This window comes from Bradyrhizobium sp. MI1.7, from assembly GCF_055811795.1.
This window is the reverse complement of the sequence record NZ_JBVVPO010000004.1, coordinates 175,090-200,177: the sequence shown is the minus strand read 5'-3', so window position 1 is coordinate 200,177 and position 25,088 is coordinate 175,090. Positions and strand designations below refer to the sequence as shown.

The 25,088-nt window shown below is 62.7% G+C and carries 24 protein-coding genes; 14 read left to right on the top strand and 10 right to left on the bottom strand.

Going from position 1 to position 25,088, the window contains the following annotated elements; genetic code table 11:
- Window positions 1-94 precede the first annotated feature (94 nt).
- Both AC0L3X_RS06885 and AC0L3X_RS06880 read right to left on the bottom strand, forming a co-directional pair.
- Window positions 95-544: a gluconate 2-dehydrogenase subunit 3 family protein gene (locus AC0L3X_RS06885; RefSeq protein ID WP_063984862.1), complete on the bottom strand. Its 450-nt coding sequence runs from the start codon at window positions 542-544 to the stop codon at window positions 95-97.
- A 7-nt stretch (window positions 545-551) separates the two neighbouring features.
- A complete protein-coding gene (locus AC0L3X_RS06880; protein ID WP_063984863.1) occupies window positions 552-2,150 on the bottom strand; it encodes a GMC family oxidoreductase in 1,599 nt (532 codons plus the stop codon).
- A gap of 201 nt (window positions 2,151-2,351) precedes the next feature.
- Here AC0L3X_RS06880 and AC0L3X_RS06875 point away from each other — a divergent pair, with 201 nt between their 5' ends.
- Entirely contained in the window at window positions 2,352-3,140 is a 789-nt protein-coding gene (locus AC0L3X_RS06875; RefSeq protein ID WP_063984864.1) for a thermonuclease family protein, read from the top strand.
- Window positions 3,141-3,354: 214 nt separating this feature from the next.
- Here the strand turns inward: AC0L3X_RS06875 and cyoD are convergent, their stop codons facing one another.
- The 4 genes from cyoD to AC0L3X_RS06855 are packed head-to-tail and all read right to left on the bottom strand — an operon-like array spanning window position 3,355 to window position 7,205.
- The gene (cyoD, locus tag AC0L3X_RS06870) at window positions 3,355-3,744 is read right to left on the bottom strand and encodes a cytochrome o ubiquinol oxidase subunit IV (protein WP_028150137.1); all 390 of its coding nucleotides are present in this window, start codon (window positions 3,742-3,744) and stop codon (window positions 3,355-3,357) included.
- Window positions 3,741-4,382 carry a cytochrome (ubi)quinol oxidase subunit III gene (locus tag AC0L3X_RS06865; RefSeq protein WP_063984865.1) on the bottom strand — a complete coding sequence of 214 codons (642 nt, stop codon included), beginning with the start codon at window positions 4,380-4,382 and terminating at the stop codon, window positions 3,741-3,743. Before AC0L3X_RS06865 ends, cyoD begins: the two co-directional genes overlap by 4 nt.
- Complete coding sequence (gene cyoB, locus AC0L3X_RS06860) at window positions 4,382-6,382, bottom strand: cytochrome o ubiquinol oxidase subunit I (RefSeq protein ID WP_063986581.1); 2,001 nt, start codon at window positions 6,380-6,382, stop codon at window positions 4,382-4,384. The genes AC0L3X_RS06865 and cyoB overlap by 1 nt, the downstream gene beginning before the upstream one ends.
- Window positions 6,372-7,205 (bottom strand): cytochrome ubiquinol oxidase subunit II family protein, encoded by an 834-nt coding sequence (locus AC0L3X_RS06855; protein ID WP_063984866.1) that lies wholly within the window; start codon window positions 7,203-7,205, stop codon window positions 6,372-6,374. Before AC0L3X_RS06855 ends, cyoB begins: the two co-directional genes overlap by 11 nt.
- Before the next feature lie 233 nt (window positions 7,206-7,438).
- On the opposite strand from AC0L3X_RS06855, the gene AC0L3X_RS06850 reads away from it, so the two are divergent.
- From AC0L3X_RS06850 to AC0L3X_RS06840, 3 genes are read left to right on the top strand one after another with little or no spacing between them, the layout of a single operon-like run.
- Window positions 7,439-8,251: an SDR family NAD(P)-dependent oxidoreductase gene (locus AC0L3X_RS06850; RefSeq protein ID WP_063984867.1), complete on the top strand. Its 813-nt coding sequence runs from the start codon at window positions 7,439-7,441 to the stop codon at window positions 8,249-8,251.
- Window positions 8,252-8,262: 11 nt separating this feature from the next.
- Complete coding sequence (locus AC0L3X_RS06845) at window positions 8,263-8,817, top strand: carboxymuconolactone decarboxylase family protein (RefSeq protein WP_063984868.1); 555 nt, start codon at window positions 8,263-8,265, stop codon at window positions 8,815-8,817.
- A gap of 1 nt (window position 8,818) precedes the next feature.
- Window positions 8,819-9,619 carry an SDR family NAD(P)-dependent oxidoreductase gene (locus tag AC0L3X_RS06840; RefSeq protein WP_063984869.1) on the top strand — a complete coding sequence of 267 codons (801 nt, stop codon included), beginning with the start codon at window positions 8,819-8,821 and terminating at the stop codon, window positions 9,617-9,619.
- A 46-nt stretch (window positions 9,620-9,665) separates the two neighbouring features.
- Here the strand turns inward: AC0L3X_RS06840 and AC0L3X_RS06835 are convergent, their stop codons facing one another.
- Window positions 9,666-11,006, bottom strand: a complete 1,341-nt coding sequence (locus AC0L3X_RS06835) for a PQQ-dependent sugar dehydrogenase (protein ID WP_063984870.1) — start codon at window positions 11,004-11,006, stop codon at window positions 9,666-9,668.
- Window positions 11,007-11,242: 236 nt separating this feature from the next.
- Between AC0L3X_RS06835 and AC0L3X_RS06830 the strand changes: the two genes are divergently transcribed.
- From AC0L3X_RS06830 to AC0L3X_RS06820, 3 genes are all read left to right on the top strand, one after another.
- Entirely contained in the window at window positions 11,243-12,433 is a 1,191-nt protein-coding gene (locus AC0L3X_RS06830; protein ID WP_063986582.1) for a urate hydroxylase PuuD, read from the top strand.
- Between the two features lie 152 nt (window positions 12,434-12,585).
- Window positions 12,586-13,443, top strand: a complete 858-nt coding sequence (locus AC0L3X_RS06825) for a VOC family protein (RefSeq protein WP_063984871.1) — start codon at window positions 12,586-12,588, stop codon at window positions 13,441-13,443.
- A gap of 79 nt (window positions 13,444-13,522) precedes the next feature.
- Entirely contained in the window at window positions 13,523-13,798 is a 276-nt protein-coding gene (locus tag AC0L3X_RS06820; RefSeq protein WP_063984872.1) for a hypothetical protein, read from the top strand.
- A 157-nt stretch (window positions 13,799-13,955) separates the two neighbouring features.
- On the opposite strand, the gene AC0L3X_RS06815 is transcribed toward AC0L3X_RS06820, so the two are convergent.
- Window positions 13,956-14,930: a Bug family tripartite tricarboxylate transporter substrate binding protein gene (locus AC0L3X_RS06815; RefSeq protein WP_354131732.1), complete on the bottom strand. Its 975-nt coding sequence runs from the start codon at window positions 14,928-14,930 to the stop codon at window positions 13,956-13,958.
- Between the two features lie 422 nt (window positions 14,931-15,352).
- Here AC0L3X_RS06815 and AC0L3X_RS06810 point away from each other — a divergent pair, with 422 nt between their 5' ends.
- The 3 genes from AC0L3X_RS06810 (at window position 15,353) to AC0L3X_RS06800 (ending at window position 18,004) form a co-directional block, all read left to right on the top strand.
- The gene (locus AC0L3X_RS06810) at window positions 15,353-16,024 is read left to right on the top strand and encodes a hypothetical protein (RefSeq protein WP_473316324.1); all 672 of its coding nucleotides are present in this window, start codon (window positions 15,353-15,355) and stop codon (window positions 16,022-16,024) included.
- Window positions 16,021-16,290 (top strand): HGGxSTG domain-containing protein, encoded by a 270-nt coding sequence (locus tag AC0L3X_RS06805; RefSeq protein WP_063984875.1) that lies wholly within the window; start codon window positions 16,021-16,023, stop codon window positions 16,288-16,290. Before AC0L3X_RS06810 ends, AC0L3X_RS06805 begins: the two co-directional genes overlap by 4 nt.
- A gap of 325 nt (window positions 16,291-16,615) precedes the next feature.
- Window positions 16,616-18,004 (top strand): hypothetical protein, encoded by a 1,389-nt coding sequence (locus AC0L3X_RS06800; protein ID WP_063984876.1) that lies wholly within the window; start codon window positions 16,616-16,618, stop codon window positions 18,002-18,004.
- 476 nt (window positions 18,005-18,480) lie between these two features.
- Here AC0L3X_RS06800 and AC0L3X_RS06795 read toward each other — a convergent pair whose 3' ends face one another.
- Both AC0L3X_RS06795 and AC0L3X_RS06790 read right to left on the bottom strand, forming a co-directional pair.
- The gene (locus AC0L3X_RS06795; protein ID WP_063984877.1) at window positions 18,481-19,587 is read right to left on the bottom strand and encodes an FUSC family protein; all 1,107 of its coding nucleotides are present in this window, start codon (window positions 19,585-19,587) and stop codon (window positions 18,481-18,483) included.
- A gap of 17 nt (window positions 19,588-19,604) precedes the next feature.
- Window positions 19,605-20,708 carry an HlyD family secretion protein gene (locus tag AC0L3X_RS06790; RefSeq protein ID WP_283018520.1) on the bottom strand — a complete coding sequence of 368 codons (1,104 nt, stop codon included), beginning with the start codon at window positions 20,706-20,708 and terminating at the stop codon, window positions 19,605-19,607.
- Between the two features lie 107 nt (window positions 20,709-20,815).
- Between AC0L3X_RS06790 and AC0L3X_RS06785 the strand changes: the two genes are divergently transcribed.
- The 4 genes from AC0L3X_RS06785 (at window position 20,816) to AC0L3X_RS06770 (ending at window position 24,994) form a co-directional block, all read left to right on the top strand.
- Window positions 20,816-21,685 (top strand): LysR family transcriptional regulator, encoded by an 870-nt coding sequence (locus AC0L3X_RS06785; RefSeq protein ID WP_063984879.1) that lies wholly within the window; start codon window positions 20,816-20,818, stop codon window positions 21,683-21,685.
- A 142-nt stretch (window positions 21,686-21,827) separates the two neighbouring features.
- The gene (locus tag AC0L3X_RS06780) at window positions 21,828-22,145 is read left to right on the top strand and encodes a hypothetical protein (RefSeq protein WP_354131731.1); all 318 of its coding nucleotides are present in this window, start codon (window positions 21,828-21,830) and stop codon (window positions 22,143-22,145) included.
- 312 nt (window positions 22,146-22,457) lie between these two features.
- Window positions 22,458-24,101, top strand: coding sequence for a hypothetical protein (locus tag AC0L3X_RS06775; RefSeq protein ID WP_473316322.1), 1,644 nt, complete (start codon window positions 22,458-22,460; stop codon window positions 24,099-24,101).
- Window positions 24,086-24,994: a hypothetical protein gene (locus AC0L3X_RS06770; RefSeq protein ID WP_473316321.1), complete on the top strand. Its 909-nt coding sequence runs from the start codon at window positions 24,086-24,088 to the stop codon at window positions 24,992-24,994. Before AC0L3X_RS06775 ends, AC0L3X_RS06770 begins: the two co-directional genes overlap by 16 nt.
- The last annotated feature ends 94 nt before the right edge of the window (window positions 24,995-25,088 follow it).

The window sequence follows — 25,088 nt, the reverse complement described above, 5'->3', positions numbered from 1 at the left end:
TGAGGCTCACACAGATGGTGGCCTGTTCCTGCCAACGCAAGGGACCCGCCTGGGGCGCAAGGCTGGGCTGTCAGGACTTGACCTACCAAGGTGGCTAGGGCGCCCGCCGCAGCGTGCCCGCCCTCGCCTTGACCGGGTCGAGCAGCGACCAGTCGCCGTCCGGGAGCACGTAACCCTTGGGGAACGGCGCGCGCAGCTCGAGCCCGAGCGAGCGCAGCACCCGGTCGTCGCGGTAGTAGCATTGCAGGACGACGCGGACGAGCGTTGCGGCAGCCGCGCCGCCGGAGCTGCGGAACTCCTGCGCCACCGCATCGCGCCTGGCGGCATCGAGCTCGGCGAACGGTTGCCCTGCGAGCCGGGCCAGATGGTCCAGCGCCGCCGCCACCAATTTGGTGTCGCGGCCCAGCGTCGTCAGAATATCGGCCTGGATCGCGGGGTCGTCGGCGCCGGGCACCTTGTACTCGTCGCTGGCGGGCACGATCATCGCAGCGATGGTGCGGAGATCGTTGCATTGGGCGCGCGTGAGTTGATTGTCTGCGGACATGACGGCCTCAGTCGAACAAGTTTGCGAGGCGCTGCTTCATCTGGTCGGCGATGTAGAGCGCGAGGGCCTGGATGGTGGACGTCGGGTTCACGCCGCCCGAGGTGACGAAGATGCTGCCGTCGACGATGAAGAGATTTTTGACGTCGTGCGTGCGGCCCCATTCGTTGACGACGGAGCGTTCGGGGTCGGTGCCCATCCGCGCGGTGCCGAGCAGATGCCAGCCGCCCCACGGGATCGGCGAGTTGACGCAGATGTCGGTCGCCCCCGCCATTTCCAGAACCTCGCGGCCGCGCGCGAGCGCATGCTCCATCATCTTCCGGCTGTTCTCGCTGATCGAGTAGTCGATCTTCGGTGCTGGAATGCCGTGGCTGTCCTTCAGGACAGGATCGAGCGTGACGCGATTGTGCTCCTCCGGCAGGTCCTCGCAGATCGCGGAGAATCCCAGCCGATGGCCATTGAGCTTGCGGAAGACGCGGTGATGATCCGCGCCCCACGGCAAAATGCCCCTCTGCTCGCTCACGACAGCCTCGAACACCGGTCCTGCCCCGCGCACGAACTGGACGCCGTAGCCGCGTACGAAACCGCGCGACAGGTCGGTGTCATACCATTCCTTGCTCCACAGGCAGGTCGGCGGCGCGCGGTTGCTGTCGGTCGGCTCCTTCACATAGCCGTAGATCTGCGCATAGGGATGGAACATCAGGTTCTTGCCGACGAGGCCCGACGAATTGGCAAGACCGTGCGGGAAGCGGTTGGATGCCGAGTTGAGCAGCAGCCGGGGCGTGCCGACGCCGTTGCAGGCGATGATGACGACATGCGCCGGCTGGAACTGCTCGACGCCGTCCTTGTCGTAATAGACCGCGCCTGAGGCCATGCCGTTCTCGTCGGTGGTGATCTCGCGCACCCGGCAATGCGTGCGCAGCTCGACGCCGGCACGGATCGCGTGCGGCCAATAGGTAATGTCGGTCGAGGACTTTGCGCCTTGGGCGCAGGCCGGCGTGCAATGGCCGAGATTGATGCAGCGCGCGCGGCCCTCATAGTCCGTGGTCGCGACTGTCGTGTCCGACGGCCACCAGTGCCAGCCGAGCTTGTTCATGGCCTTGCCGATGATGGCGCCGGACAATCCCATCGGCTGCTGCGGCATCGGCGGATGCGTCAGCGGTGACAGCGGATCGCCCGATAGCCCAGACGTGCCCATGATGCGGTCGTTCTCTTCGAAGAACGGCGTCAGCGCGTCGTAGTCGATCGGCCAGTCGTCAGCGACGCCGTCGAGCGTCTTCACCTTGAAATCGGAGGGATGCAGCCGCGGCCAGTGCGCGGTGTACATCACCGTCGAGCCGCCGACCGCGTTGTAGTTGACGACCTTGATCGGCGAATTGTCGTCGTTGATCGGATAGTCCTCGGGCCGGCCGCGGACATTCGGGCTCGACGACCACTCCCCGTAGAACTTGGCCTCCCAGTCGCGGCCCGTGCTGGGATATTCCGCCGGGTTCATCCAGCCGCCCTGCTCCAGGCAGAGGATGTGCATCTTGGTCTCGGCCAGCGACCACGCGATCGCGGCACCTGAAGCGCCGGCGCCGATGATCAGGACGTCCACGGGGTCTTTCATCGAACTTTCTTCCTCCCGCCCTCGCCGCTTCAAGGGCGATTCGGTCTACGCAGGTTTTTGATCGTGCCGAACGATAGGGGCAGACCGGCCGGTCAGTAAAGGCTGGCCCGCGAATGTCGCACTTCGCAGGGCGCAGACCATTGGTATCGCGACCTCCGGATGCTAGGAACGAGGCGCCAGAGCAATCGATAGCGAGACGTTATGTCCTTTAGGAATTCATTTGCCGCCGCCCGCGCCTTCGCGCTTGTTTCGTTTCTCGCTCTGTCCGGGTTTCTGGCCTCTTCCGGGCCCGCCTCCGCGCTGACGGCGGCCGCGACCGTCCGGGACGCCAATTCGATCCAGCTCGGCGACGTCACCTACCGCCTCGACGGCGTCGACGCGCCCGAGCTGGACCAGGTCTGCATCGACGATCACGCCGATCCCTGGACCTGCGGCATCGAGGCCCGCGACCAGCTGGCGAAGCTGATCAACAAACGCAGCGTGCGCTGTGACGATGTCGGGCCGGAAAAGAGCTTCGGCAAACGGCACCGGGCGATCTGCACCGCCGAGGGCGACAAGGTCTCGTTGAACGAGCAGCTGGTCAAGCTTGGCTATGCCATCGCCCGCGAGCCGATCAAGGCGAACGTCAAGGCTGCCGCGGCCGATGCCAAAACCGCGTCAGCCGGCATCTGGAAGGGCTGCTTTGTTGCACCGCAAGAATTCCGCATGGGCAAGAAGGACGGCACGCTGCTCGGCGCCGCCTGCCGCGCCGACCGCGACAAGGAAATCCGCGCGGCGCTGTTTCCGGAGGAGCTGACCATGCCGCCGAGTTGCAGCATCAAGGGCAAGCTCGCCGTGCGCGCGCGCGTCACCGGCAATATCGGCATCTATCACTTGAGAGGCTGCCCAAGCTATCCCGCGACCACCAAGCCGGACCGCTGGTTCTGCTCGGAGGACGACGCGCAGGCCGCCGGCTTCCGCAAGGCCTACAATTGCCGCCGGCCGAAATGAGGAAGCCCGTCACGAGCATGTGAGCGGTAGCCGGAGACAGTATTGATCCGGAATTGAACTCTCTCGGTGGTTGCTACATCTAATATGTACGCAAGCGCTTTGCGCGAGCGTTCCTTGGCAGCAATCCGGCTTCGGTCCGATTGCTTTGCTCGGGCGTTTCCTCCCTAGACTTGGGCCGCTTGTCACAACAAGCGGCTCTTCTTTTTTGTGCGCCCTATTTCCGCATCGGCATGATCTGGTCCATCGGCGGCATGTTTGCATTCAGATGCCCCATGATCCAGACGGTGCCGCCGACGACCAGGAAGACGACCAGAAGGCCGAAGGCGAGCGCCAGCACGTTGTTGGTATTGTCAGGCCCGGTCGTGATGTGCAGGAAGAACACGAGGTGCACGCCCATCTGCGCGATCGCCAGCACGATCAGAGCGACGGGGATCGATGGCTGCCAGACCAGGTCGGTTCCGGCGATGAAGAATGACGTTGCCGTAAGCAGCAGCGCGAGGCCGAGCCCAACGACATAGCCGAGCACCCGCTCGCCGACGCTGTGTTGCTCTTCCTCGCCCGGTGCGAGATCGTGTCCGGTCCGCACATGCGTCTGATCGCTCATACGGCACTCCCAAGCAGGTAGACGACGGAGAAGACCCCGACCCAGACGATGTCGAGCGCATGCCAGAACAGCGCAAAGCACATCATCCGGCGCAAGACGTCGGCGCGAAAGCCCTTTGCGAATACCTGGGCTATCATGGTGAGCAGCCACAATATGCCGGCCGAGACGTGCAGGCCGTGGCATCCGACCAGCGAGAAGAACGAGGTCAGGAACGCGCTGCGCGACGGGCCATAGCCGCGTGCGACGAGGTCCGCGAATTCGCGGAACTCGATAGTGAGAAAGATCAGTCCGAGCACGCAGGTCACGGTCATGCCGAGATAGAACCAGAACCGGTTGCGCACGTCGGCGGCAATGCTGGCCATGCCGCAAGTGAAGCTCGACAGCAGCAGGCAGACCGTCTCGATCGCGACGTTGCGCTGCTCGAAGATCTCCGAGCCGCTGGGGCCGCCCGCGGTCTGGCCGGACAGCACCGCATAGGCCGCGAAGAAGCAGGAGAACATCACGATATCGGAGAGCAGGAAGACCCAGAAGCCGTAGGCGGTCACGATCCGCTTCGATGCCGGACCTGGATGCTCGACAACGAGCCCGATATGGTGGGGGTCGGCATGCGCGCGGCCCGCGGTCGCCGTCATCGACATCAGAGCGCTCCCGCCATGCTGACGAGGCTGCGCCGTTCCTCGATATTGATGCGATCGATCGCTGCGACCTCGTCGGCCGGAATGACGTATTCGTCATGGTCGCGCCAGGCGAACACGACGAAGGTCGCGAAGGCGCCGATGCCGCCCAGGATCACCATCCACCAGATGTGCCAGATCAGCGCGAAGCCCATGATGGTGGCGAAGAACGCGCAGACGAAGCCGGTCGGCGAATTCCTGGGCATCTCGATATCCTGATACTCCGGCCGATCATGCTCGAGCTGCTGCTGCTTGGCATGGGCCTTCTGATCCCAATAAGCATCCTCGCCGCGCACATCCGGATAGAAGGCGAAGTTGAACACGGGCGGCGGCGACGAGGTCGCCCATTCCAGCGAGCGGCCGTCCCAGGGATCGCCGGTGCGGTCGCGCAGGGCCTCGCGGTTGCGGATGCTGACCACGAGCTGCACGATCTGGCAGATCACGCCGATCGACAGCACGGCCATGCCGGCGGCCGCCACGAACATCCATGGCCGCCAGGCCGCGACGTCGTAGTGCTGCATGCGCCGGGTCATGCCGAGCATGCCGGCGATATAGAGCGGAATGAAAGTGACGTAGAAGCCGAGGAACGTGAACCAGAACGCCGCCTTGCCCCAGCGCTCGTCGAGACGAAAGCCGAACGCCTTTGGGAACCAGTATTCGAAGCCGGCGAAGGCGCCGAACAGCACGCCGCCGATGATGACGTTGTGGAAGTGCGCCACCAGGAACATGCTGTTGTGGAGCATGAAGTCGGCCGGGGGCACCGCGACCAGCACGCCCGTCAGCCCGCCGATGATGAAGGTAACCATGAACCCGACCGCCCACAGCATCGGCGTCGCAAAACGGATGCGGCCGCCATACATCGTGAACAGCCAATTGTAGATCTTCACGCCCGTCGGTATCGCGATGATCATGCTGGCGATGCCGAAGATGGCGTTGACGTCGGGGCCAGCGCCCATCGTGAAGAAATGGTGCAGCCAGACCATGAAGGAGATGACGCAGATCGCCATGGTCGCGAGCACCATCGAGCGGTAGCCGAACAGCGCCTTGCCCGAGAAGGTCGACACCACCTCGGAGAAGATGCCGAAGGCCGGCAATACGAGGATATAGACCTCCGGGTGCCCCCAGGCCCAGATCAGGTTCATGAACATCATGACGTTGCCGCCGGCTTCATTGGTGAAGAAGTGGAAGCCGAGGTAACGGTCGAGCAGCAGCATCGCGAGCGTGGCGGTGAGGATCGGAAAGGCGGCGACGATGAGCAGGTTGGAGGCCAGCGTGGTCCAGCAGAACATCGGCATGCGCAGATAGTTCATGCCCTTGGTGCGCAGCTTCAGCACGGTGGTGACGAGGTTGATGCCGGCGACCAGCGTGCCGACGCCGGAGATTTGCAAAGACCACGCGTAATAGTCGACGCCGACGCCGGGCGAATAGGACAGTTCCGACAGCGGCGGAAAGGCCAGCCAGCCGGTGCGCGCGAACTCGCCGACCACGAGCGAGATATTGACCAGCAGCGCGCCGGTCGCGGTCAGCCAGAAGCCGACCGAATTCAGCGTTGGGAAAGCAACGTCGCGCACGCCGAGTTGAAGCGGCACGATCAGGTTCATCAGCCCGATCACGAACGGCATCGCCGTGAAGAAGATCATGATGGTGCCGTGCGCCGAGAATATCTGGTTGTAGTGCTCCGGTGGGAGATAGCCTTGTGACTGGTAGGCGACCGCCTGCTGGAGCCGCATCATGATGGCGTCGCTGCCGCCGCGCAGCAGCATGACCGAAGCGAGCAGGATGTACATCACGCCGATGCGCTTGTGATCGACGCTGGTGATCCATTCGTGCCAGAGATAAGGCAAATGACCTTTCACGACGACCCAGATCAGCACGCCGAGGATCGCGACCAGCACGACGGCACCCGCGACGAGGGGTATCGGCTGGTCGAACGGAATCGCCGACCAATCGAGCTTACCGAGCATCGTGGCCTCCACTATGCGGCCTGCCGGCATCGGAGAGTAGCTCCGGGCCGGGCCCTGGCGGAATGTGCTGGGTTGCGATCAGGTCGAACAGACGGGGATCGTCCAGGCGAAAGGTCAGCCTGTTCTTCTCGATGCCCTGCTGCATCAGCTTCGTATAGCTCTCCTCGTTCAGCACGGCATCGGTCTTCGCAATGGTCGCGACCCAATCCGGGAAGGCGAGCGGCGAGATCACGTTGACGTCGAACATCATGTCGGGAAAGCCGTCGCCGGAGAAATGCGCCGACAGACCCTGCAGCTTGCCCTCATTGTCGGCACGCAGGTTCAGCTTCGTCACCATGCCGTTCATGGTGTAGATCATGCTGCCGAGCTGCGGGATGAAGAACACGTTCATCACGCTCGACGACGTCAGCTGGAAATTCAGCTCGGCACCAGCCGGCACCGTCAGCGTGTTGACGGTGGCGATGCGCTGGTCCGGATAGATGAAGAGCCATTTCCAGTCGAGCGAGACCGCCTGGATGCGGACCGGACTGCCGGTGCCCGGCACGGGCGCGGCGGGATCGAGCTGGTGCGAGCCGATCCAGGCGACGCCGCCGAGCAGGATCACGGTGAGCGCTGGGATCGCCCACACCACCATCTCGACGCGGCCGGAATAGACGAAGTCGGGCTGGTAACGTGCTCTCGGATTGGACGCGCGAAACCAGAACGCAAAGGCCAAAATCGCGAAAATGGTCGGCACCACGATCACGAGCATGATGAAGACGGAATCGACCAGGATGGTGCTGTTGGCGGCAGCCACCGGCCCTTTTGGATCGAGCAGATTCATCGGCAAGCCACTGGCGATTGGGAAACCCCAGGCGAGAGCCTAGCGCGGAAAAGCCCCCGCAACAAACGCAAGCTCGGCAGAACGGTTCCGCGATACGCCCGCTTAATTGTGCGCCGTGCCGCCCGGCGGCATGCAATTCCATGCGATGTCAATGACATCTGCGCGGGACCATCGGCCTTCTCTCCTGTCAGGGCGATTGCTAATCTGCACGAAAATAATTGGGATGAAACGACATGCAGGGCCCCGAGGACGATGCCGGCCTCGCCGGCAGGGTGGCACTGATCAGCGGCGGTGGCGCCGCTGGCGACGGCATCGGCAACGGCCGCGCTGCAGCAATCCTATTGGCCCGCGCCGGCGCAAAAGTGCTGGTGGCCGATCGCGACCTCAGGCTCGCCGAGCGCACGGTGGAGATGATCATGGCCGAGGGCGGCACGGCAGCAGCACATGGCGGCGACGTCACCAGCGAAGCCGATTGCAAGACACTGGTCGAGGCTACGCTCGACCGCTGGGGCCGGCTCGATTTCCTCGACAACAATGTCGGCATCGGCAGCCGCGGCAGCGTGGTCGACGAGACTCCCGAGCAGTATCGCCGTGTCATGCAGGTCAACGTCGAGACCATGTTCCTGCTCTCCAAGCACGCGATCCCCGCGATGATCAGGACCGCCAAGGGCGGCGCGATCGTCAATATCTCCTCGATCTCGGCGCTCAGGCCGCGCGGGCTCACGACCTACACGACCTCAAAAGCTGCGATCATCGGCCTGACCCGCGCTATGGCGGTCGATCACGGTCGCGACAACATCCGCGTCAACTGCATCTGCCCCGGACCGATGTACACGCCGATGGTCTATGCCCGCGGCATGAGCGAGCGGGCGCGCGCCAACCGCGCCAGGGCCTCCCTGCTCAAGACCGAAGGCACCGGCTGGGATGTCGGCCACGCCGTCAAATTCCTGCTCAGCAATTTTGCGCGCTACATCACCGGCCAAGTGCTGGTGGTCGACGGCGGCGTGACGCTGCAAGCGCCGGAACGTGAATCACAGGAACACTGAAAGGAACACGGATGGCCCGCCTGCCCTATCTCGAGGCCGACCAGGTCGCGCCCGAATATCGCGACATGCTCAAGCGCAACACCAACCTGCACAAGCTGCTGGTCAACTCGCCGGAGATGGCGCGCGCCTTCAACGGCATCGGCAGCTATATTCGCTTCAAGAGCAAGCTCGACCCGCGGTTGCGGGAGCTCGCGATCCTCCAGGTCGGCTGGATGGAGAAGTCGGAATACGAATTCACCCACCATGTGAAGATCGGCAAGGAGTTCGGCGTCACCGACGAGGACATCGCAGGTCTGATGGCGGAGACCGACGGCAAGCCGTCGAAGCTGGAGCCGCTCGCCAGGGCGATCCTGAAAGGCGCCCGCGAGATGGTGCGCGAGCTCGCGATGTCGGACGCGACCTTCGCCGAGATCAAGAAAGATCTCTCTGACGAGCACATGGTCGACCTCGTGCTCACCATCGCCTTCTATTGCGGCGTGGTACGCGTGCTCGCCACTATGAAGATCGACAACGAACCGTATTACAAAGAGGTACTCCAGCAGTACCCGATCCCGGGAGTGAAGTGACATGCGCTTGAAGGACAAGGTCGCGATCGTCGTCGGCGCCGGCCAGAGCCCCGGTGAAGGCATGGGCAACGGCCGCGCCACCGCGCTGACCTTCGCGCGCGAGGGTGCCAAAGTGCTGTGCGTCGACCACCACCTGGAATCGGCGCAGGAAACCGTCGATCTGATCGCAGCGGAGCAAGGCACCGCCGCGGCTTTCAAGGCCGACGTGACCAAATCCGCGGACATCAAGGCGATGGTCGCGGATGCGCTGGCGCGCTGGGGCCGCATCGACGTGCTGCACAACAATGTCGGCGTCAGCCTGTCCGGTGGCGATGCCGAGCTGCTTCAAATCACCGAGGAGGCGTTCGACCGTGTCGTCGCCATCAATCTGAAGAGCTGTATTCTGGCAGCGAAGGAAGTGATCCCGATCATGCGCACGCAAGGAAGCGGCGCCATCGTCAACATCTCCTCGATGGCCGCGATCACGACCTATCCTTACGTCGCCTACAAGGCGACGAAGTCGGCCATGATCGCCTTCACCGAGCAGCTCGCCTACCAGAACGCCGAATACGGCATCCGTGCCAACGTCATCCTGCCCGGCCTGATGAACACGCCGATGGCCGTCGACACCCGCGCCCGCGAATGGTCCAAGCCCCGCTCTGAAGTCGAAGCCGAGCGCGACAGCAAGGTGCCACTGCGCAGGAAGATGGGCACCGGCTGGGACGTCGCGAATGCCGCACTGTTTTTGGCGTCGGACGAGGCGAATTTCATCACCGGCGTGACGCTGCCGGTGGACGGTGGCGCGAGTGTGAGACGGGGGTAATTCGAGCGCGCTGCTTACCCTCCCCTGGAGGGGGAGGGAAACAGCGTCACTGCGGTGCGCGCGTCGCCCGCCAGATGGTGCCATTGCCGTCCTCCGACACCAGCAGCGATCCATCCTTCGCCACGGCGACACCAACCGGCCTTCCCCAGACCTCCGTGTCACTCACGACAAACCCCGTGACGAAATCCTCGTACTCGCCGGTGGGCTTGCCGTCCTTCATCCTGATACGGATCACCTTGTAGCCGGTGCGCTTGGAGCGGTTCCAGGAGCCGTGCTCAGCGGCGAAGGCATCGCCTTGATAGTCGGACGGAAACTGCGTGCCCTGATAGAAAGTCATGCCGAGCGAAGCCGAGTGCGGCTGGATCAGCACGTCGGGCACCGTCACCTTGTCCTTGAGGTCCGGCCGCGCGCCGGCGTGACGCGGATCTTCGTTGCCGCCGATATAGAACCACGGCCAGCCGTAGAACGCGCCCTCCTTCACGCTGGTGACGTAATCGGGCACGAGATCGTCGCCGAGCCCGTCGCGCTCATTGGTCGAGCACCAGGGCAGCCCGCTCTGCGGCTCGATCGCAAGACCGACGCAATTGCGGATGCCGGTGGCATAAATCTTCCGGTCCTTGCCGTCAGGCGTGAAGGCCATCACGGTGGCGCGCTCGAGCTCACTGGCCCAGGCCGCGCCGAGCGGCTGCGTCTTCGACCAGCCATCCAATCCGCCCGGCGGCGTCCCCATGCCCTCGGCGACGTTGCTGAGCGAGCCGACCGAGACCAGCATGCGCTTGTTGTCGGGCGTGAAGACGATGTCGCGGGTGGAATGGCTGCCGTCCTGCGGCAGGCTTGCCACGATCGTCTCCGCCCTGCCGCGCGCCTTGAGATCGCCGGCCTGATAGGGAAACCGGACGACGCTGTCGGTGTTGGCGATATAGACCCATTGCGGATTGTCGCCGTTCGGAAAGAAGGCGATGCCGAACGGCCGTCTCAATCCGCTGGCAAACACCTCGTTGGTCGCAGCCTTGCCGCCATCCCCGGCGCGCAGCACGCGGATGGCGTCGGCCCGCGTCTCCGCGACGAAGACATCGCCGTTCGGCGCGACCCTCACAATGCGCGGCGCGCGCAAGCCTTCGGCGAACAGCTCGATCTTGAAACCCGCCGGCACACGTGGCGTGGCCTCCGGCGGTCGCGACGCCACACGCGCGGTGCTCGCAACCGACCGTGTCGCGCCGGGCCTGACGAGGTCCTGCGGCCGGATCAACCTGACCGTGCCGGGCTTGTCGGCCTGCCAATCGCCATAGGCGTCCTTGCCTTGCAGAACCGGCTCGGCCTGCGCGCTGGCAGCAACCGCGACCAGCAATCCCGCAGCCGTTGCTGCGGACGAAATCCTGCTTTTCACGTCGTTTTCCTCCCAGCCTGCGCGTCCTGAACGTCGACGCTTATAGGTCCGCAAATGTTCTGCGGCAGTACAAACACCTGCCGAATCCCACGTCAGCTCATGCCCGCACGATGTGCATCAGCCGCAGCCCATCGTACTGGAAAATGCGGCAGATCGGTGCGACACATTGTAAGGGCGCGACCGCCGGTTGCGGTCATCAAAGCTGCGGCATCCAGGTCGCAATTGATGGGGTGATCATGTGGGGATCCATCATATCGGAATGGGCGAGCCTGCTGCTGCGCTGGCTGCACGTGGTGGCGGCGATCGCCTGGATCGGCAGTTCCTTCTACTTCATCGCCCTCGATCTCAGCCTGCAGCCGAAGACTGACCTGCCGGACGGCGTGCAGGGCGAAGCCTGGCAGGTCCATGGCGGCGGCTTCTACCGGATCATGAAATATCTGGTGGCTCCGAGCCAGATGCCGGAGGAGCTGACCTGGTTCAAATGGGAGGCCTACACCACCTGGCTGTCCGGCTTCGCGCTGATGGTGGTGGTGTACTATCTCGATGCCGACCTGTTCCTGGTCGACAAGTCGATTCTCGACCTCACACCGATCCAGGCCGGGCTGTTCAGCTTCTGCAGCCTGGCGCTGGCATGGCTGCTCTATGAGGCGGCCTGCCGCACCGGGCTTGCGCAGCGCGAGCTGCCCTTTGCCATCGGCGGCTATCTGTTCCTGGTCGCGCTCACTTACGCCTTCACCCACGTCCTGAGCGGGCGCGGCGCCTTCAACCAGATCGGGGCGATCATCGGCACCATCATGGTCGCCAACGTGTTCGCACTGATCATCCCGAACCAGAAGAAGATCGTCGCCAGCCTGATCGCGGGCCAGGCGCCCGATCCGAAGCTCGGCAAGGCCAGCAAGGAGCGCTCGGTTCACAACAACTACCTGACCTTGCCCGTCGTCGTGCTGATGATCAGCAATCACTATCCTCTGCTCTACGCGACGCGCTTCAACTGGATCATCGTCGCGATCATTCTGGCGCTCGGCCCCGTGATCCGCCACTTCTTCAACGAGCGGCACGCGGGGCGCAAATCGCCGTGGTGGGTGTGGGGTGTCGCCGCGTTGGGCGTGATCGCGATCCTCCTGCTCTCCGCGGCCGGCCCCCGCGAGGTCAAGACGGGCGCGCTGTCGGCACAGCCGACGCGCGCCAATGTCGAGGAGATCGTGATGTCCCGTTGCAGCATGTGCCACGCGGCCGAGCCGGTCTGGGCCGGCATCGTGACCGCGCCCAAAGGCATCTTGCTCGACGCGCCCGAGCACATCCATCGCAACATCCGCCTGATCGGCCGCGTGGCGGCGTGGTCCAATGCGATGCCGCCGGGCAACATCACCGACATGACCAGCGAGGAGCGCGCCATCCTCGCCGCCTATATCGAGCAGGCGCAGTGACGCCATCACGCGTCGATACCGCATTTCGCGAAATGAAATTCCGCATCCGCCCCCGATTTGAAAATGACTTGATCGCCTATCCGGCGTAGACAGGGCCAGCGGCCGCTGGCGCGGTCCAGATCCAAGTTTGCATCTGCTGCGGGGAAAGAACAGTGGCCCTCAAGAACATCATCGGTATCGACCACGCCGTGGTCATGGTTCGCGACCTCGACAGGGCCGCCGAAAACTACAGGCAGCTCGGTTTCACCCTGTCGCCGCGCGGCACCCACAGCGCGCATATGGGCACCGGCAATTACACCATCATGTTCGACCCCGACTATATGGAGCTGCTCGGCGTGCTGGTGGCGACCGAGCACAACGCACCGGCCCGCGCCTTCGTCGACAGGCACGGCGAGGGCATCGAGCGCATCGCCTTCACGGCGATCGACAGCGCGGCCGGCGCCGAGGAGATCCGTGCGCGCGGCCTGACGCCGATCGGCCCGACCGATTTCGAACGGCCGGTGACGCTACCCGATGGCACGATCTCGGCGGCAAAATTCCGCACCTTCATGTGGCCGACCGCGGAGGCGCCCGGCGGCGTGCGCATCTTCGCCTGCCAGCACAAGACCCGCGAGACGGTGTGGATTCCTGAATTGATGAAGCACGCCAATGCGGCGAAGCGGATCAGGCAGACGCTGATCGCAACGCCCGAGCCCGCGCAGGATGCGGCGCATCTCGGCCGCCTGATCGACCGCGAACCGAGGACGGAAGCCGATGGTGCAGTCGCCGTGCCGTCCGGCGGCGACCGCGCCGACTTCGTCTATTTGACGCTGGAGCAGCTCGGCAAACGCTATCCCGGCGTGCCGCTCACCGGTCTTTCCGCGCGCGGCGGCGCGGCCCTGGTCCTCGTCAGCGGCGATCTCGCAGCCACCGAGAAGGCGCTGGGTCCGGCTACGTTGCGCAGCGGGGCTGCGATCTGCGTGCCGCCGGCCAAGGCCAACGGCACCCTGCTCGCCTTCGTTGCCGGCTGATTTTAACTAATTCTTTAACGAGCGTTTACCCGGCGGCACTAGGACTTTCGGGCTTTCCACGCCGCCCGAGGCCAAGCGCATGTTCAAAGAGGAATCGCCGATCGCCTATGACGCGCCGGCCGAGCTGAAGAAGTGGCCGTCGCTGAAAGGCGAGAGACAGAAGGACCGGGGTCCGCCCTATCTCGTCTACAACGGCACGCTCGCCGACTGCGTTCGCGTGCTCATGGATAAGCCGATCAAGGGCATCTCGCTCTACGACATCATGACGAAGCCGCAAGCAGCGTTCGAGCAGACCGTGCTGTCGCCCGGCGACGCCGCCGAGATCGCGATGCGCAAGGATTTTCCCAAGGACTAGCTCGAAGCCCGCTTCGCGGCCAGTTTTCCCTGCTGCTTTAATGAGGATTCCGTCGGCGCATCGAGGAAGACGACCGGCGCGAAGGTCCGCGCCGTGCGCCTCGCATCGAGCGAGCGCTGATCCGCTACCGCAAGCAGATCCTCTCGCCCTGACGCCCCTACTCCGCCTTGATGTTCGCGGCCGCGACGACCTCGGCAAGCTCCGTGGTCTCCTTCGCGATCTTCGCGGCGTAGTCGGCCGGGTTGAGCACGCTGACGACGCCTTGCGACTCAAGCCGCTCCTGCACCGCCGGATCTTTGGCGGCGGCGACGATCTCACGGTGCAGCGTCTCGCGGATCGGCGCGGGCACGGCCTTCGGCATGAAGAAGCCGACCCAGAACGAGATGTCGAAGCCGGGATAGCCGGCCTCCGCGACGGTCGGCACATCAGGCAGCGCCGGCAGCCGCTCGGCCGATGACACCGCGAGCGCGCGCAGCTTGCCGGCCTTCACCAGCGGGACGGCGGACAAGGGATCGAACACCGCCAGGACCTCCTGCGCGAGGATGCCGACCTCGGATGCCGCGCCGCCGCGATAGGGCACGTGGATCAGCTTGATGCCGGCCTTCTGGCTGAGCAGCTCCATGGCGAGATGGGCAAGGTCGCCGTTGCCGCCCGAGCCGTAGGCGAGCGCGCCCGGCGCGGCCTTCGCCGCCGCGACCAGATCGGCGACGGTGTTGATGTTGGCCGTCTTGGGATTCTCGGGATTGACCACGAGAACGAGCGGCGCCGAGATGACGGTGGTGAGCGGCGCAAAGTCCCCTTGCGGATCGTAGCGGGCGTCCTTGAACAGCGTCTTGTTGAGCGTGATTGTGGACGAGTTGCAGGCGAGGATGGTGTAGCCGTCCGCGTCCGCGCGCGCCACGCCCTCGGCTGCGATCATGCCGTTGGCGCCGGCGCGGTTCTCGACCACGAAGGGCTGGCCGAGCTTGTTGCTCAGCCGGTCGCCGATGATGCGCGCGACCACATCGACCGGGCCGCCCGCGCTGAAGCCGACCATGATCTTGACCGGACGCGTCGGATATTTCTGCGCGAGAGCCTCGGTCGTCACGCACAATCCGGCGACAATCGCCAGCAGGCGAATCGTTCGTTGCATTCGTTCTCTCCCCGGACCCGCGCTGCCGCTTTTGCATGGTGCGGCGCCTCTGGAGATCATGATTAGCGGTCGCGCCGGATTTCGCAATCGCGTTTGCGCGCCGTCATTCCGTCGCGCGGCACGCGAGAGCCGCATCCAGACAAAAAATGCGAAAACAACCCCATGCACAGTAGCCGGCCCCGGTCAGGACAAGGACTTGCGCAGGACAAGCACCTTCGGATACCACGAAATGCAATTTGACACGTCGGGCAAAACACCGGCATGATGGCATCATCGCAACAATCGCCAGCGTCCAAGCCGCCCGCTCCTCGGGCGCCTCGCCGCGATCGCGCGTAAGCCTCTCATCGACATCTCGAAATTGGTAGCCGCGCGCAGCACGCGGGCGGGCGGTCGCGCACCTGCGCCGGCAAAGGACACGACACATGACGACATCCCCAAATCGCCACACCACGCCACCGGTTGCGGCAACCGATCGCAGCGACCCGGCTGCGAGCCCGCGCATCAAACTCTACAGGCGCCGCATTGCCATCGACCATCCCGACCCGAAAACCGGCGAACGGCTGCTGGCCGACGCGCTCGGTGCCGTCGACCGCGATGCGCTGCACGGCATCTTGAAGCAATTGGTGAGAGCCAGCGTGATTGCGCAGAAGCCGGACGAGGCCAATCTCGCCTTCATGATCTCGATGATGAAGAGCATCGCGCCGAGGGACTCCATCGAGGCCATGCTGGCGGCGCAGATGGTCTCCATTCACGTCCTGGCGATGCGCTGCGCCCATCGCCTCGCCTTCGCCGACGACATCCCGCGGCAGGACAGCGCCTCACGCGCGCTCGCCAAGCTAACGCGAATCTTTCCGGCCCAGGTCGAGACGCTCAACCGGTACCGCAACAATGGCGAGCGGGCGATCACGGTGCAGAGTCTGACGGTGCAGGATGGCGCGGGAGCCACCGCGAGCCACGCCGTACAGCACGCTGGAATGATCGTAACGGAGCAAGGCGTCGCGGACACGCCGATGGGAGCAGGATCGATCTCGCCTCACGAAGCCGGCGAAGGCGAACATGAACTGGTCGATGCCGCACAAGGCGCCAGCGCATGAGCGGCGATCACTCCCGCAACATGGCTGCGATGCTGGCGAGTCCGCGCTGCGGCGCCAGGACACGCAGCGGCACCGCCTGCCTCGCGCCGGCGGTGCACGGCAAGACCCGCTGTCGCATGCATGGCAGCGCCGCGAGGTCAGGCGCACCGAGAGGAAATCAGAATGCGCGGAAGCATGGGCTATTCACGCAAGACCGGATCGCAGAACGAAGGGCGATACGGGCGCTGCTGGGCGAGACGCGGAAGCTGCTGCAAGAGCTGGGCTAGGCCGTGTACCCATAAACCCCGCGGCGTGATGCGACGAAGGCTACGCCTGCTTTGCCCCAATAGCGACCAGGTTCGTGCGGCAGCACAAGAGGTCGCGATGGGCCATTCGCGACATTCTAGCTGTGCGCCGACGAATTCCGGTCTACCCCGATAGGCAGACATAACGCATTCGTGAACCTCGCCACAGGGCGACCGCTGTCCTTGCGAATGAACACAAGGGACGGCAGGGGCGACCAACCCTACAGCGGGAAGACTTGCCACAGCGCCTGCCTCGGCTGCATGTCAGGACGTTCGAGGCAGCATTCCCGTTCCGGGGAGGCGCGATATGCTGCAGTTGAAAGACAAGGTCGGACGGTTCGCGACGACAGGGCGCAGCTGCCAAAACTGGAAAAAGGATCAGGAGCTGGTCATTTCGCTGCTCAACAAGATCGCCATTTCCGACGGCGGCGCCGAGAACACGCTTAAACCACAGATGGTCGTGACCGGTTACGCCAGCGACGGCCTTTACAACTCGATTCTGTACTTCCAAAAGAAGAACTTTCCCGGCACGCCTGACGGCTATGTTCGGCCTGCCGGCCCGACGTTCAGTCGGCTCGTTGAACTGTCGACGAAGGCGGCTGCCAAGCCCGCCCTGCCAAAGGGCCAATGGGACGCAATCGCGACTCCTTCCGTCGATGCTGCACTTCGCAAAGGCCTCATCGACGATTCAAAGCTGGACTACGCAGAGATCGTTGACATCATCCGGGCTACCGTCGCAGACGGCATGGTCACCGCATTCGAGCTGGACGACCTGACCACCATTGCGAACACCTCCAGAACGCTCTCCCCCACCTCGAAAAAGCTCATCACGCTCTTCGTCGGAGAAGAATACAAGGAGAAGCGCGGGATCGGACCGTACGACCTCAATTCCGACCAGAAAAAACTAGCCGCGGAAATGGTCTGCGATTTCCTGAAAAACACGAGGACGACGTTCTTTCCGAAGCTCGACCCACACCGCGTCGGCATAGGTATTCTCAGGCGCATTGCGAAGCCGAGCCTCATCAATCAAGATCAGGGAAGTCTGTGCGGGCCATCCGCCCTGATGTTCGGCTACGCGTCCGACAAGCCAGGGTCTTACGCGCGGTTCGCGATCGATCTCTATCAGAAGGGGCAGGCGAACCTTGGCCGCCTGCTGATCAAGCCGGGAAAGGATGTGAGGAACTTCACGCCACCCTGGTCGCTGGACCACGTCGATTGGCTGACATGCGCCTCCATACGCGATTCGGAGAACTGGTTCCTCGATTTCGACGACACAGGCAAGATCAGCGATCTTGCGGGTGTCACCCTGCCGAGCGAAATGGAGCAATGGTTTCGCAAGGCAGGATACCGGGACGTGCGGGAGAATACCAACATTTCGCGATACAACAAAGACATCGACGATGTAAACGAAGCCAACCGGCTGCTCGACAGCGGATATCGCGTATGTCTTTTCATAAGCGCCAATATGATCGACTATGACGACCAGTCCGATAAAGGCTCCGCGTTTACAATGCACTGGGTCGTGCTGCGCGAGAAGATACAAGTGATGAACGGGTACGTGAAGGCGAAGGTCTTCTCATATGGCGATGGAGACTACGTGATACCGCATCCGCAGGAAAAAACCGGTGCCGTCAAGCCCCTCGCCGTTCGGGACTTTCTTATGAATTTTTATGGGTACGTTGCTGCCAAGGGGTGACCGGGGCGAGAAGCGCCGAAGGCATCATCATGCTGGTCACGCACGAGATGGCCTTCTTCCGATGTCTCGACCTGCGTCGGCTTCATGAATGCCGGCATCATGGCCGAGGATCGGCACGCCCGAGGAAACCATCCGCCAGCCGCGCAGCGAAACGGCTGAAGGTTCTTGAGCCGGTTTCACGAGGCGCACCGAGGCTTGTACTCGCAGAACGCCCGGCAGTCAGGGCGCGTATGAGGTCCGCTGTGCCCCTGATAGCGGCGCAATAGCGGATCTCAGCAGAGGTCGGCTTTTGGTCAAAAGCAGCGATCAGGGGTAAGCGCGGGGTGTGTCGGGTTTACCTCCGTCAGCTGACACGCTGAGACCTGAAGCACGGTTCGGCTCGACGATCGCATTCGCGATGTCCGGCCGCTTGAGGGGACATACGAAGACTGGTCGGTCGACATTGGGAAGACGGCGGTTAGCCTCCGTCGGAGATGCTACTGGTCTTGAACCAAAGGCCAAGCGAAGGTCGTCAGACACAGCATGGCGGAGCCGATCGCGATGCCAACTAAACGCTCTAGCCCAGGCGTAATATCTGTGATCGGAGCTGGTCCCTGAACTAGGGTGATGAGAAGCCCGAGCGTGAACTGCGTTCCGAGATAGTTGATCTCCCGTCCTGTCTGGATTTGGTAGCCGATCCAGACGCCGGCAGCGAGGGTGAGCACGGTTACCGGCAATCCTGTGCCGAACAGGCCAATAGAGACAAGAGCGACCGCGCTACCAAGCAGGCATCCGAACGCCCTGTGGGCTATCCTCTCGTAGATCGTAGCATATCGGCGGTTCCCCACCGCGGCCGATGGGACGATCATGATGACGTACGATGTGACCGCAGTTTGTGAGAACTCCTCAATGCCGAACCACCGCCAGATGAGGGGAAGCAAGGCGACGGCCAGCGCCGCGCGCGTACAGTGCTCGAGCAGCAGCCAATTCTCTCGTAGCCAGCTCTCATTCAACACATCACGCAGGCGTCCACACCAGAGCATGTCGTAAGCATGTTGTTCCCTGCGGCTCGGTGTATCCGGGAACAGGCTTGCAACAACAAGGCATGCGCACGTTCCGACCGTAATCTCCGCCACCCGCGTGGCGGCGAAATGCACGACAGAGTCTGGCGAGGCGAGCGCCTCGGTGATGACCATCCCGGCCGTAAGGCCAAAGAACAGCCATGCGTAACTGTAGTTGGTCGCCAGCGACTGAAAGGTGCCGATCCATGACACAAGGAAGAGGAAAACGATTAGCAGCAAAGGGGCGTCCGCTGCGCTGGGCGCAAGCAGGAGCCCCAGCAGTGCTCCACCGGCAGTGCCCACGATTCGCATCAGTCCCCGCCGGAATGTCTCGGCGAGGCTGCCACGTATCACCATGTAGCCGCTGAACGCTGCCCAGGAGAGATCATCAAGGTTGAGAATGGTTGCCGCCGCGACAGCAACCAGCACCGAGATCGCGAGTTTTGCTGCGTCTCTGGCGCGCGGGCCGCGAAGCTCGAGCGATTTGAGCTCACGCACCAGGGCTTGCGGTATGGGTCGCAGGGCCGATATCAGGAGCGGCATCGTCAAGATTCTCCCAATCAGTAGATGACCAGGACGCGGGCGTCGACGCCCATGAAGAGTTGGTCGCTCCCAGGAGATTCGAGCAGCGTGAATCGAACTGGAATCCGTCGTTGCAGGCGAATCCAGTTCACCGTTGGAGATACGTAAGGGACAAGTGTCTCGCTTCCTTGCTGGCGACTAATGCCGTGCGCCAGACCTTGGATGCGCGCGCGATAAAGATGCCAGGGATGGCTGTCGAGCCAGATCCAGGCGAGGCCGCCGGGATGGAGGTGTCGTAGATAATATTCCTTGTAATTGGCAACGACGCGCCAGGCGTTTCCATCGACGATCGCAACCGCTGCCTGGCTCGTGGAAACCATGTCGCCAGTTTGAATGGCAAGATGCGTCACGAAACCATCAACGGGCGCCACGACTTTGGTGCAGCCCAAGCGCCATTCGGCGAGAAGACGTGCAGCGTGGGCCGATGAGACGGCAGCCTTATCCAGGCTGAGAGTCTCGCTCTCCTTCTGCAAGGCAGCTTCGGCAGCATGTTGCTGGGCCGCGCTTTGCTCCTCGGTGGTACGAGTCGTGTCGAGGGCCTGCGCGGAGATCGTACCGGACTGGGCAAGCGGCGTGTCACGGCGCAGGTTTGCCGCAGCGAGCCTCTCGGCAGCACCCGCCGCTTCCTTCTGCGCCTGCAGAACCTGCAACTGCGCCCGGTCGACCGGCAGCTGAGCCTCAGTTCGCGCCTCCTGCGCGCGCGCTTGCTCTACGGCCAATCTGAACGGAACCGGATCGATGGTAAAGAGGAGGGTTCCCCGCTTCACCCATTCGTTGTCTTTCACAAGAACCGCTGCGATCGGACCCGTAACTTCCGGCGTGATCGACAGCACATCGGACGTGACGTATGCGTCGTCCGTATAGGCGAACAGATGGCCCGATATCCACCAGGCTAAGACAGTTGCTGCAACGGCGAGGAGGAACAGCAAGGCGCGCCGGCGGTGCGAAAAAACGCGCGATCGATCGAGTTCGGGTGTCGCGGAAAGCGAAGGTGCAGCAACCGGGAGACGGGGTTCCATGTTCCCAATCGCCGGCTCGGGGATGGACTTGTCTTTCAGACTGACGTTCAGATTCTGGTCCAATTTCGATCGTCCAAGTCAATCGGCGCCCCCGATAGGAGATATTTGATTTCGATAATCGCGCAGTCAAATATATAGGAAGCACGATCTCGATAGCTTTTGGCACTGACATGGAACTGCGCCACATCCGCTATTTCCTCGCGGTTGCCGAGGAGAAAAACTTCACACGCGCCGCTGCGCGCGTTGGAATCGGGCAGCCGCCGCTGAGCCAACAGATCAAGGATCTTGAGGCCGAAGTCGGGGCTGCGCTCTTCCATCGCATTCCCCAGGGTGCTGAACTGACCGAGGCAGGGCGCGCTTTTCTAGAGAACGTGCGGGTCATTCCTATGCAGGCGGAGCGCTCCATTCGCGCCGCGCAGAGGGCTGCGCGGGGTCAAATCGGTTCGCTGCGGGTCGGCTTTACCAACTCGGCACCATTTAATCCCGTTGTTACCTCGACAATCCGATCGTTTCGCCGAGCTTATCCCGATGTGGATCTGACGCTGGAGGAAGCAAGCACATCCCGCCTCCTTGCGGGCCTTCGGGAAGGAGAGCTGGACGCGGTGTTCCTGCGCCCCGATGAGGGCGAGGACGATCTACAGTTTCGGCGTCTCTCCAGCGAGCCGATGCTCGTCGTATTGCCCGCAAGCCATCCGGTGGCGAAGTCGACTGAAATCGATCTTATCAGGCTCAAAGGGGATCCGCTCATTCTGACGCCGCGCGGATCGGCCTGGGTTGACACAGTCATCGCGGCCTGTCGGCGGGCGGGCTTCGAGCCGACCCTCGGGCAGTCCGCGCCGCAGATCAGCTCTGTCGTCAGCCTGGTGGCAGCTGAGCTTGGCTTTTCGCTCGTGCCGGCGTCAATGCGCCAGCTTCATGTAACCGGCGTCACCTATCGTGAGGTCAAAGGGGACGCTCCAATCGTGCGCTTGGCTCTGGCGTTCCGGCGTGGCGAGACCTCGAAGATCGTCCGCAACTTCATTGCCCAGGCGGTGGCGTGAAACAGGGGGAGACCTCGGGCAACGCTCAACCTGCTGGCAACCATACGGGAAATAGACGCGACCGGCTCGGCTCAAACAAGCATAGATTGCGGCAGTTCGTCTCACGAGGGGCCAAGTGTGCTTGCCCGGGAAGGCGCAAAATATGTTACCCGCAGATTACGTTTTTGATCTGGCTGTTGCGTTAGTTGTAACCCTAAACCTCTATTTCGCGCCTCGTATCGAGCGGGACCGCATCGCAATGCAGTGGGGACGCAACGGCGAGCCAACATGGAGCGCCCCAAACTGGTTCGCGATGTGGGGAGTGGTTGTCTTCATGGGAGCTGTTCGGCTTTTTATTTGGCTGGTTTCGACCTATGCGCCGCAGAGCGTGCACGGCGTTGAACTAGGAATAGTCATTTTCTCGGTGGTCGCTTTAGCCTCCCATTTGTTCGTTTTGATGAAGGCGAGAGCGGCACACTGAGCTGGGTCATGAAAGTCGGCTAAGGGCCACGAGCCGTCATCAATGTGGTGTTGTGACGCGGTGGCCTGAGGCGGCCCGAAACTGGTGAAAGCACAACCTTTAGTGTATTGGTATCAGTAGCTCGCGTGGACGCCCCTTGAGCTTGGACGCGCTGTCGTAGGTTGCGCCCCTTGAGAGCACCGTCCGCGGTTGAGACTAGCCTTCGACTGATGACTGGCTGAGGCGTTCAAGCGTGCATCACGGCTACGGCGAGATACCTGTAACACCAACGATGATCCAGGCAGTACACCTGAACACAGGGACGACGACGTCATGGATGCGCACAACTATCCATATATACGGGACACAGTCGTCATTAATGCCTATGTGCAGGGCTTCTATAATAATTTTGTAGGATCGGGCCCCGTCTTTCTACTCGGGCGAGTTGTGATCCATGAGGTTGACCTCATAGTAGGTCAGAAGCCCCTGATCATCATCGCCGACGAGTATCACGGCAACGGGAAGATAATTAACGCAAGGGGAGCATACCCCGGCGGGGGTGGCGGCACCGTCATTGTCCGGTGCAAACGATCAACCGGCGCCTATGTCAGCGTGTCTGGTGGCCACGGAGCCGCCGGCCTAACGGGAGCCGATGGCACCGAAGGCGTGCCCGACACCATTATCGAGGGATACTGGATCACGGTCCCCGATCCCTGGCCCATGGAAACCACACACGAGGAATGGGTTCCCGGCGAGATAATTCCCGGCACGCCAGGAAGTCCTCCCAGCATGGGCACCAGCGGCGGAGCAGGAGGAAATGCCGGCACGCTGACCTTCACGACCATGACCGAAGATGGCTTTCCCGCACTTGAAGCGGAGGGCGGTGGCGGTGGTGCGGGCGGCGCCGGAGGGTTCCTGGGTGACGAACAAGCCCAGTCTGGCGCGGACGGAGCTTCGGGCATCTCGTCGGCCATCGCTTACACCGTTGTTTCCGAAGCGGAGTTCCTGGCGCTTGTGCGCGGTGATCTTGGCGTTTACGCCAATTACTGGGCCCCGTTCCGTATTGCTGTCGGGGACTATTTTTATCACAGGTACAACTCTCGCGTGACCGATCGCGCAGGCTATCTGACGCTTGCTGCAGGTGAGTTCGCGGCCGCACTGCAGTTTCAGCCGGACAATGTGGAGGCCCTTCGTCTGCAAAGACAGATGGTGGGCTTTCCTGAACCCGTTGCAGGGACGAACGAGGTGGTGTGGAAGGGTGGCGGCAACAACGCGCTGGGCCTGCCGCGCGAGATGGACCTGTTGCCGCGGTTTGACTACTACATCGCCGCCTATACCGGCTTTGGGTCCCTGACGCTGAGCTTCCTGACCATCGGCACGTCATGGCTTTTGGGCGCGGAGGGAATCGCGGTCATGAGTGAGTTCGCGGCGCAGCAACTCACGGAAGTCCTCGCGGCGCGCGCAAACAGCAGTGACGAGCTCGACATAGCGAAGACCGAACTGAAGAACTCAGTTGACGAAGTCACCTATGCGAAGCAACGGCTCGACAAGGTGACCGCCGAAATTCAGACGGCGCTGCCGGTGATGGCGACCAAGAGTTTCTCTTTCGGCGGATTCCTCGGCACGGTGGCGTCGATCGGCGCGGCGGTGGTGAGCATCGTAGCCGCTATCCCGACAGCGGGCGCGAGCGTCGTCGCGCTTGTGCCGTCATTGGTCGCGCTTTCCAACTCCCTCAGCGACAACGCGGAACCGATCGTAAAGGCTCTGATCGACGACGCAAAGGTCAAGGACGCAGACCTCAAGCAGGTCAAAAAAGCCTACGAGGAGGTGGGCAAGAACGTCGACGCTGTCGTCAAGGGCGGCAAGTCCATCGTGAGCTTCGTGAAGCTGGTGCAAAATCTCAACGCCACCACGGCGCCCGACAGCTCCAAATATGTCGCGCTGGTCAAACAGGGTGTGAGTTGGCTCACGAACTGATGCTTGCCGGGAACCGGGCGACCTTGGCCCAGCAGCGCCTTGACGCCGCAACCGCCAAACTTGCGCGGGCCGAAGCGGTGGTTGCATCGGTGAATAAGCTGATATCCGACCTGCTGAACAGGCAGCACACGATTCGGCAAGTTGGACTGGCCGCCATAGACATAGCAGCCTCAAAGGCCCAATCGCTGCAGACACTGGCCTTCCGGGCGCAAAGATCGGTCGAAATATATACGCTCGACGACCAGGAACAGAACGTCTTCCTGGATGCTGGAATGATTAGTCCGGACGTCAGCCGGGCCTTCTACGAAGGCGAAAAGGACGAAGCCGCTCTCGCAAACGCCTTGATCGCGTCCTGGGGCAGCATCCTGAACCCCGTCAATATGCAGCTGTCCTATATCTCCTACTTTGACGCCAGGCCCGACTGGGACACCCATAGGCTCTCGTTCACGGACGGTCCGGAATTAGCATCGCTCCGCAATACACATAGCTTCAGCTTTCGGCTTGAAGCGACGGACCTGCCCGAAGGCCACTTTGAGACCAAGGTCAAGAACGTGCTCGTCTCCTTTGTTGGAGCGCGCAATCAAAGCGGAGAAATCTCATGCGTGGTGCGGCACGGCGCGCAGTATGAGCAGCGTCGACTGGATGGAACGGTTGAGGTGCAGCATCTGGCGCCGCAGACCGTCAATCGCCGGGCGGAAACGACGCGGCTGGACCGCCCCGTCGAGAACACCGACCCACCGATCGATGCTCCTACGTCATTGGCCATCTGGGGCCGCGGCGTGGGCGGAGATTGGGACGTGACGATTGAGCCGCACGAAATCGAAGCGGGCTCGTTGGACTTGAGCGGACTATCGGAAATTCAGGTTTGGATCGATTATCAGTTCACTCGCTAGCAATACCGTTTCGTGGCCAGGCTCTCTGATGCAGTGAAGGACCGCTTTGGGTCATTCGCATCTATCGAGCACTCCTCGGTTTCTGTCAGCTCCC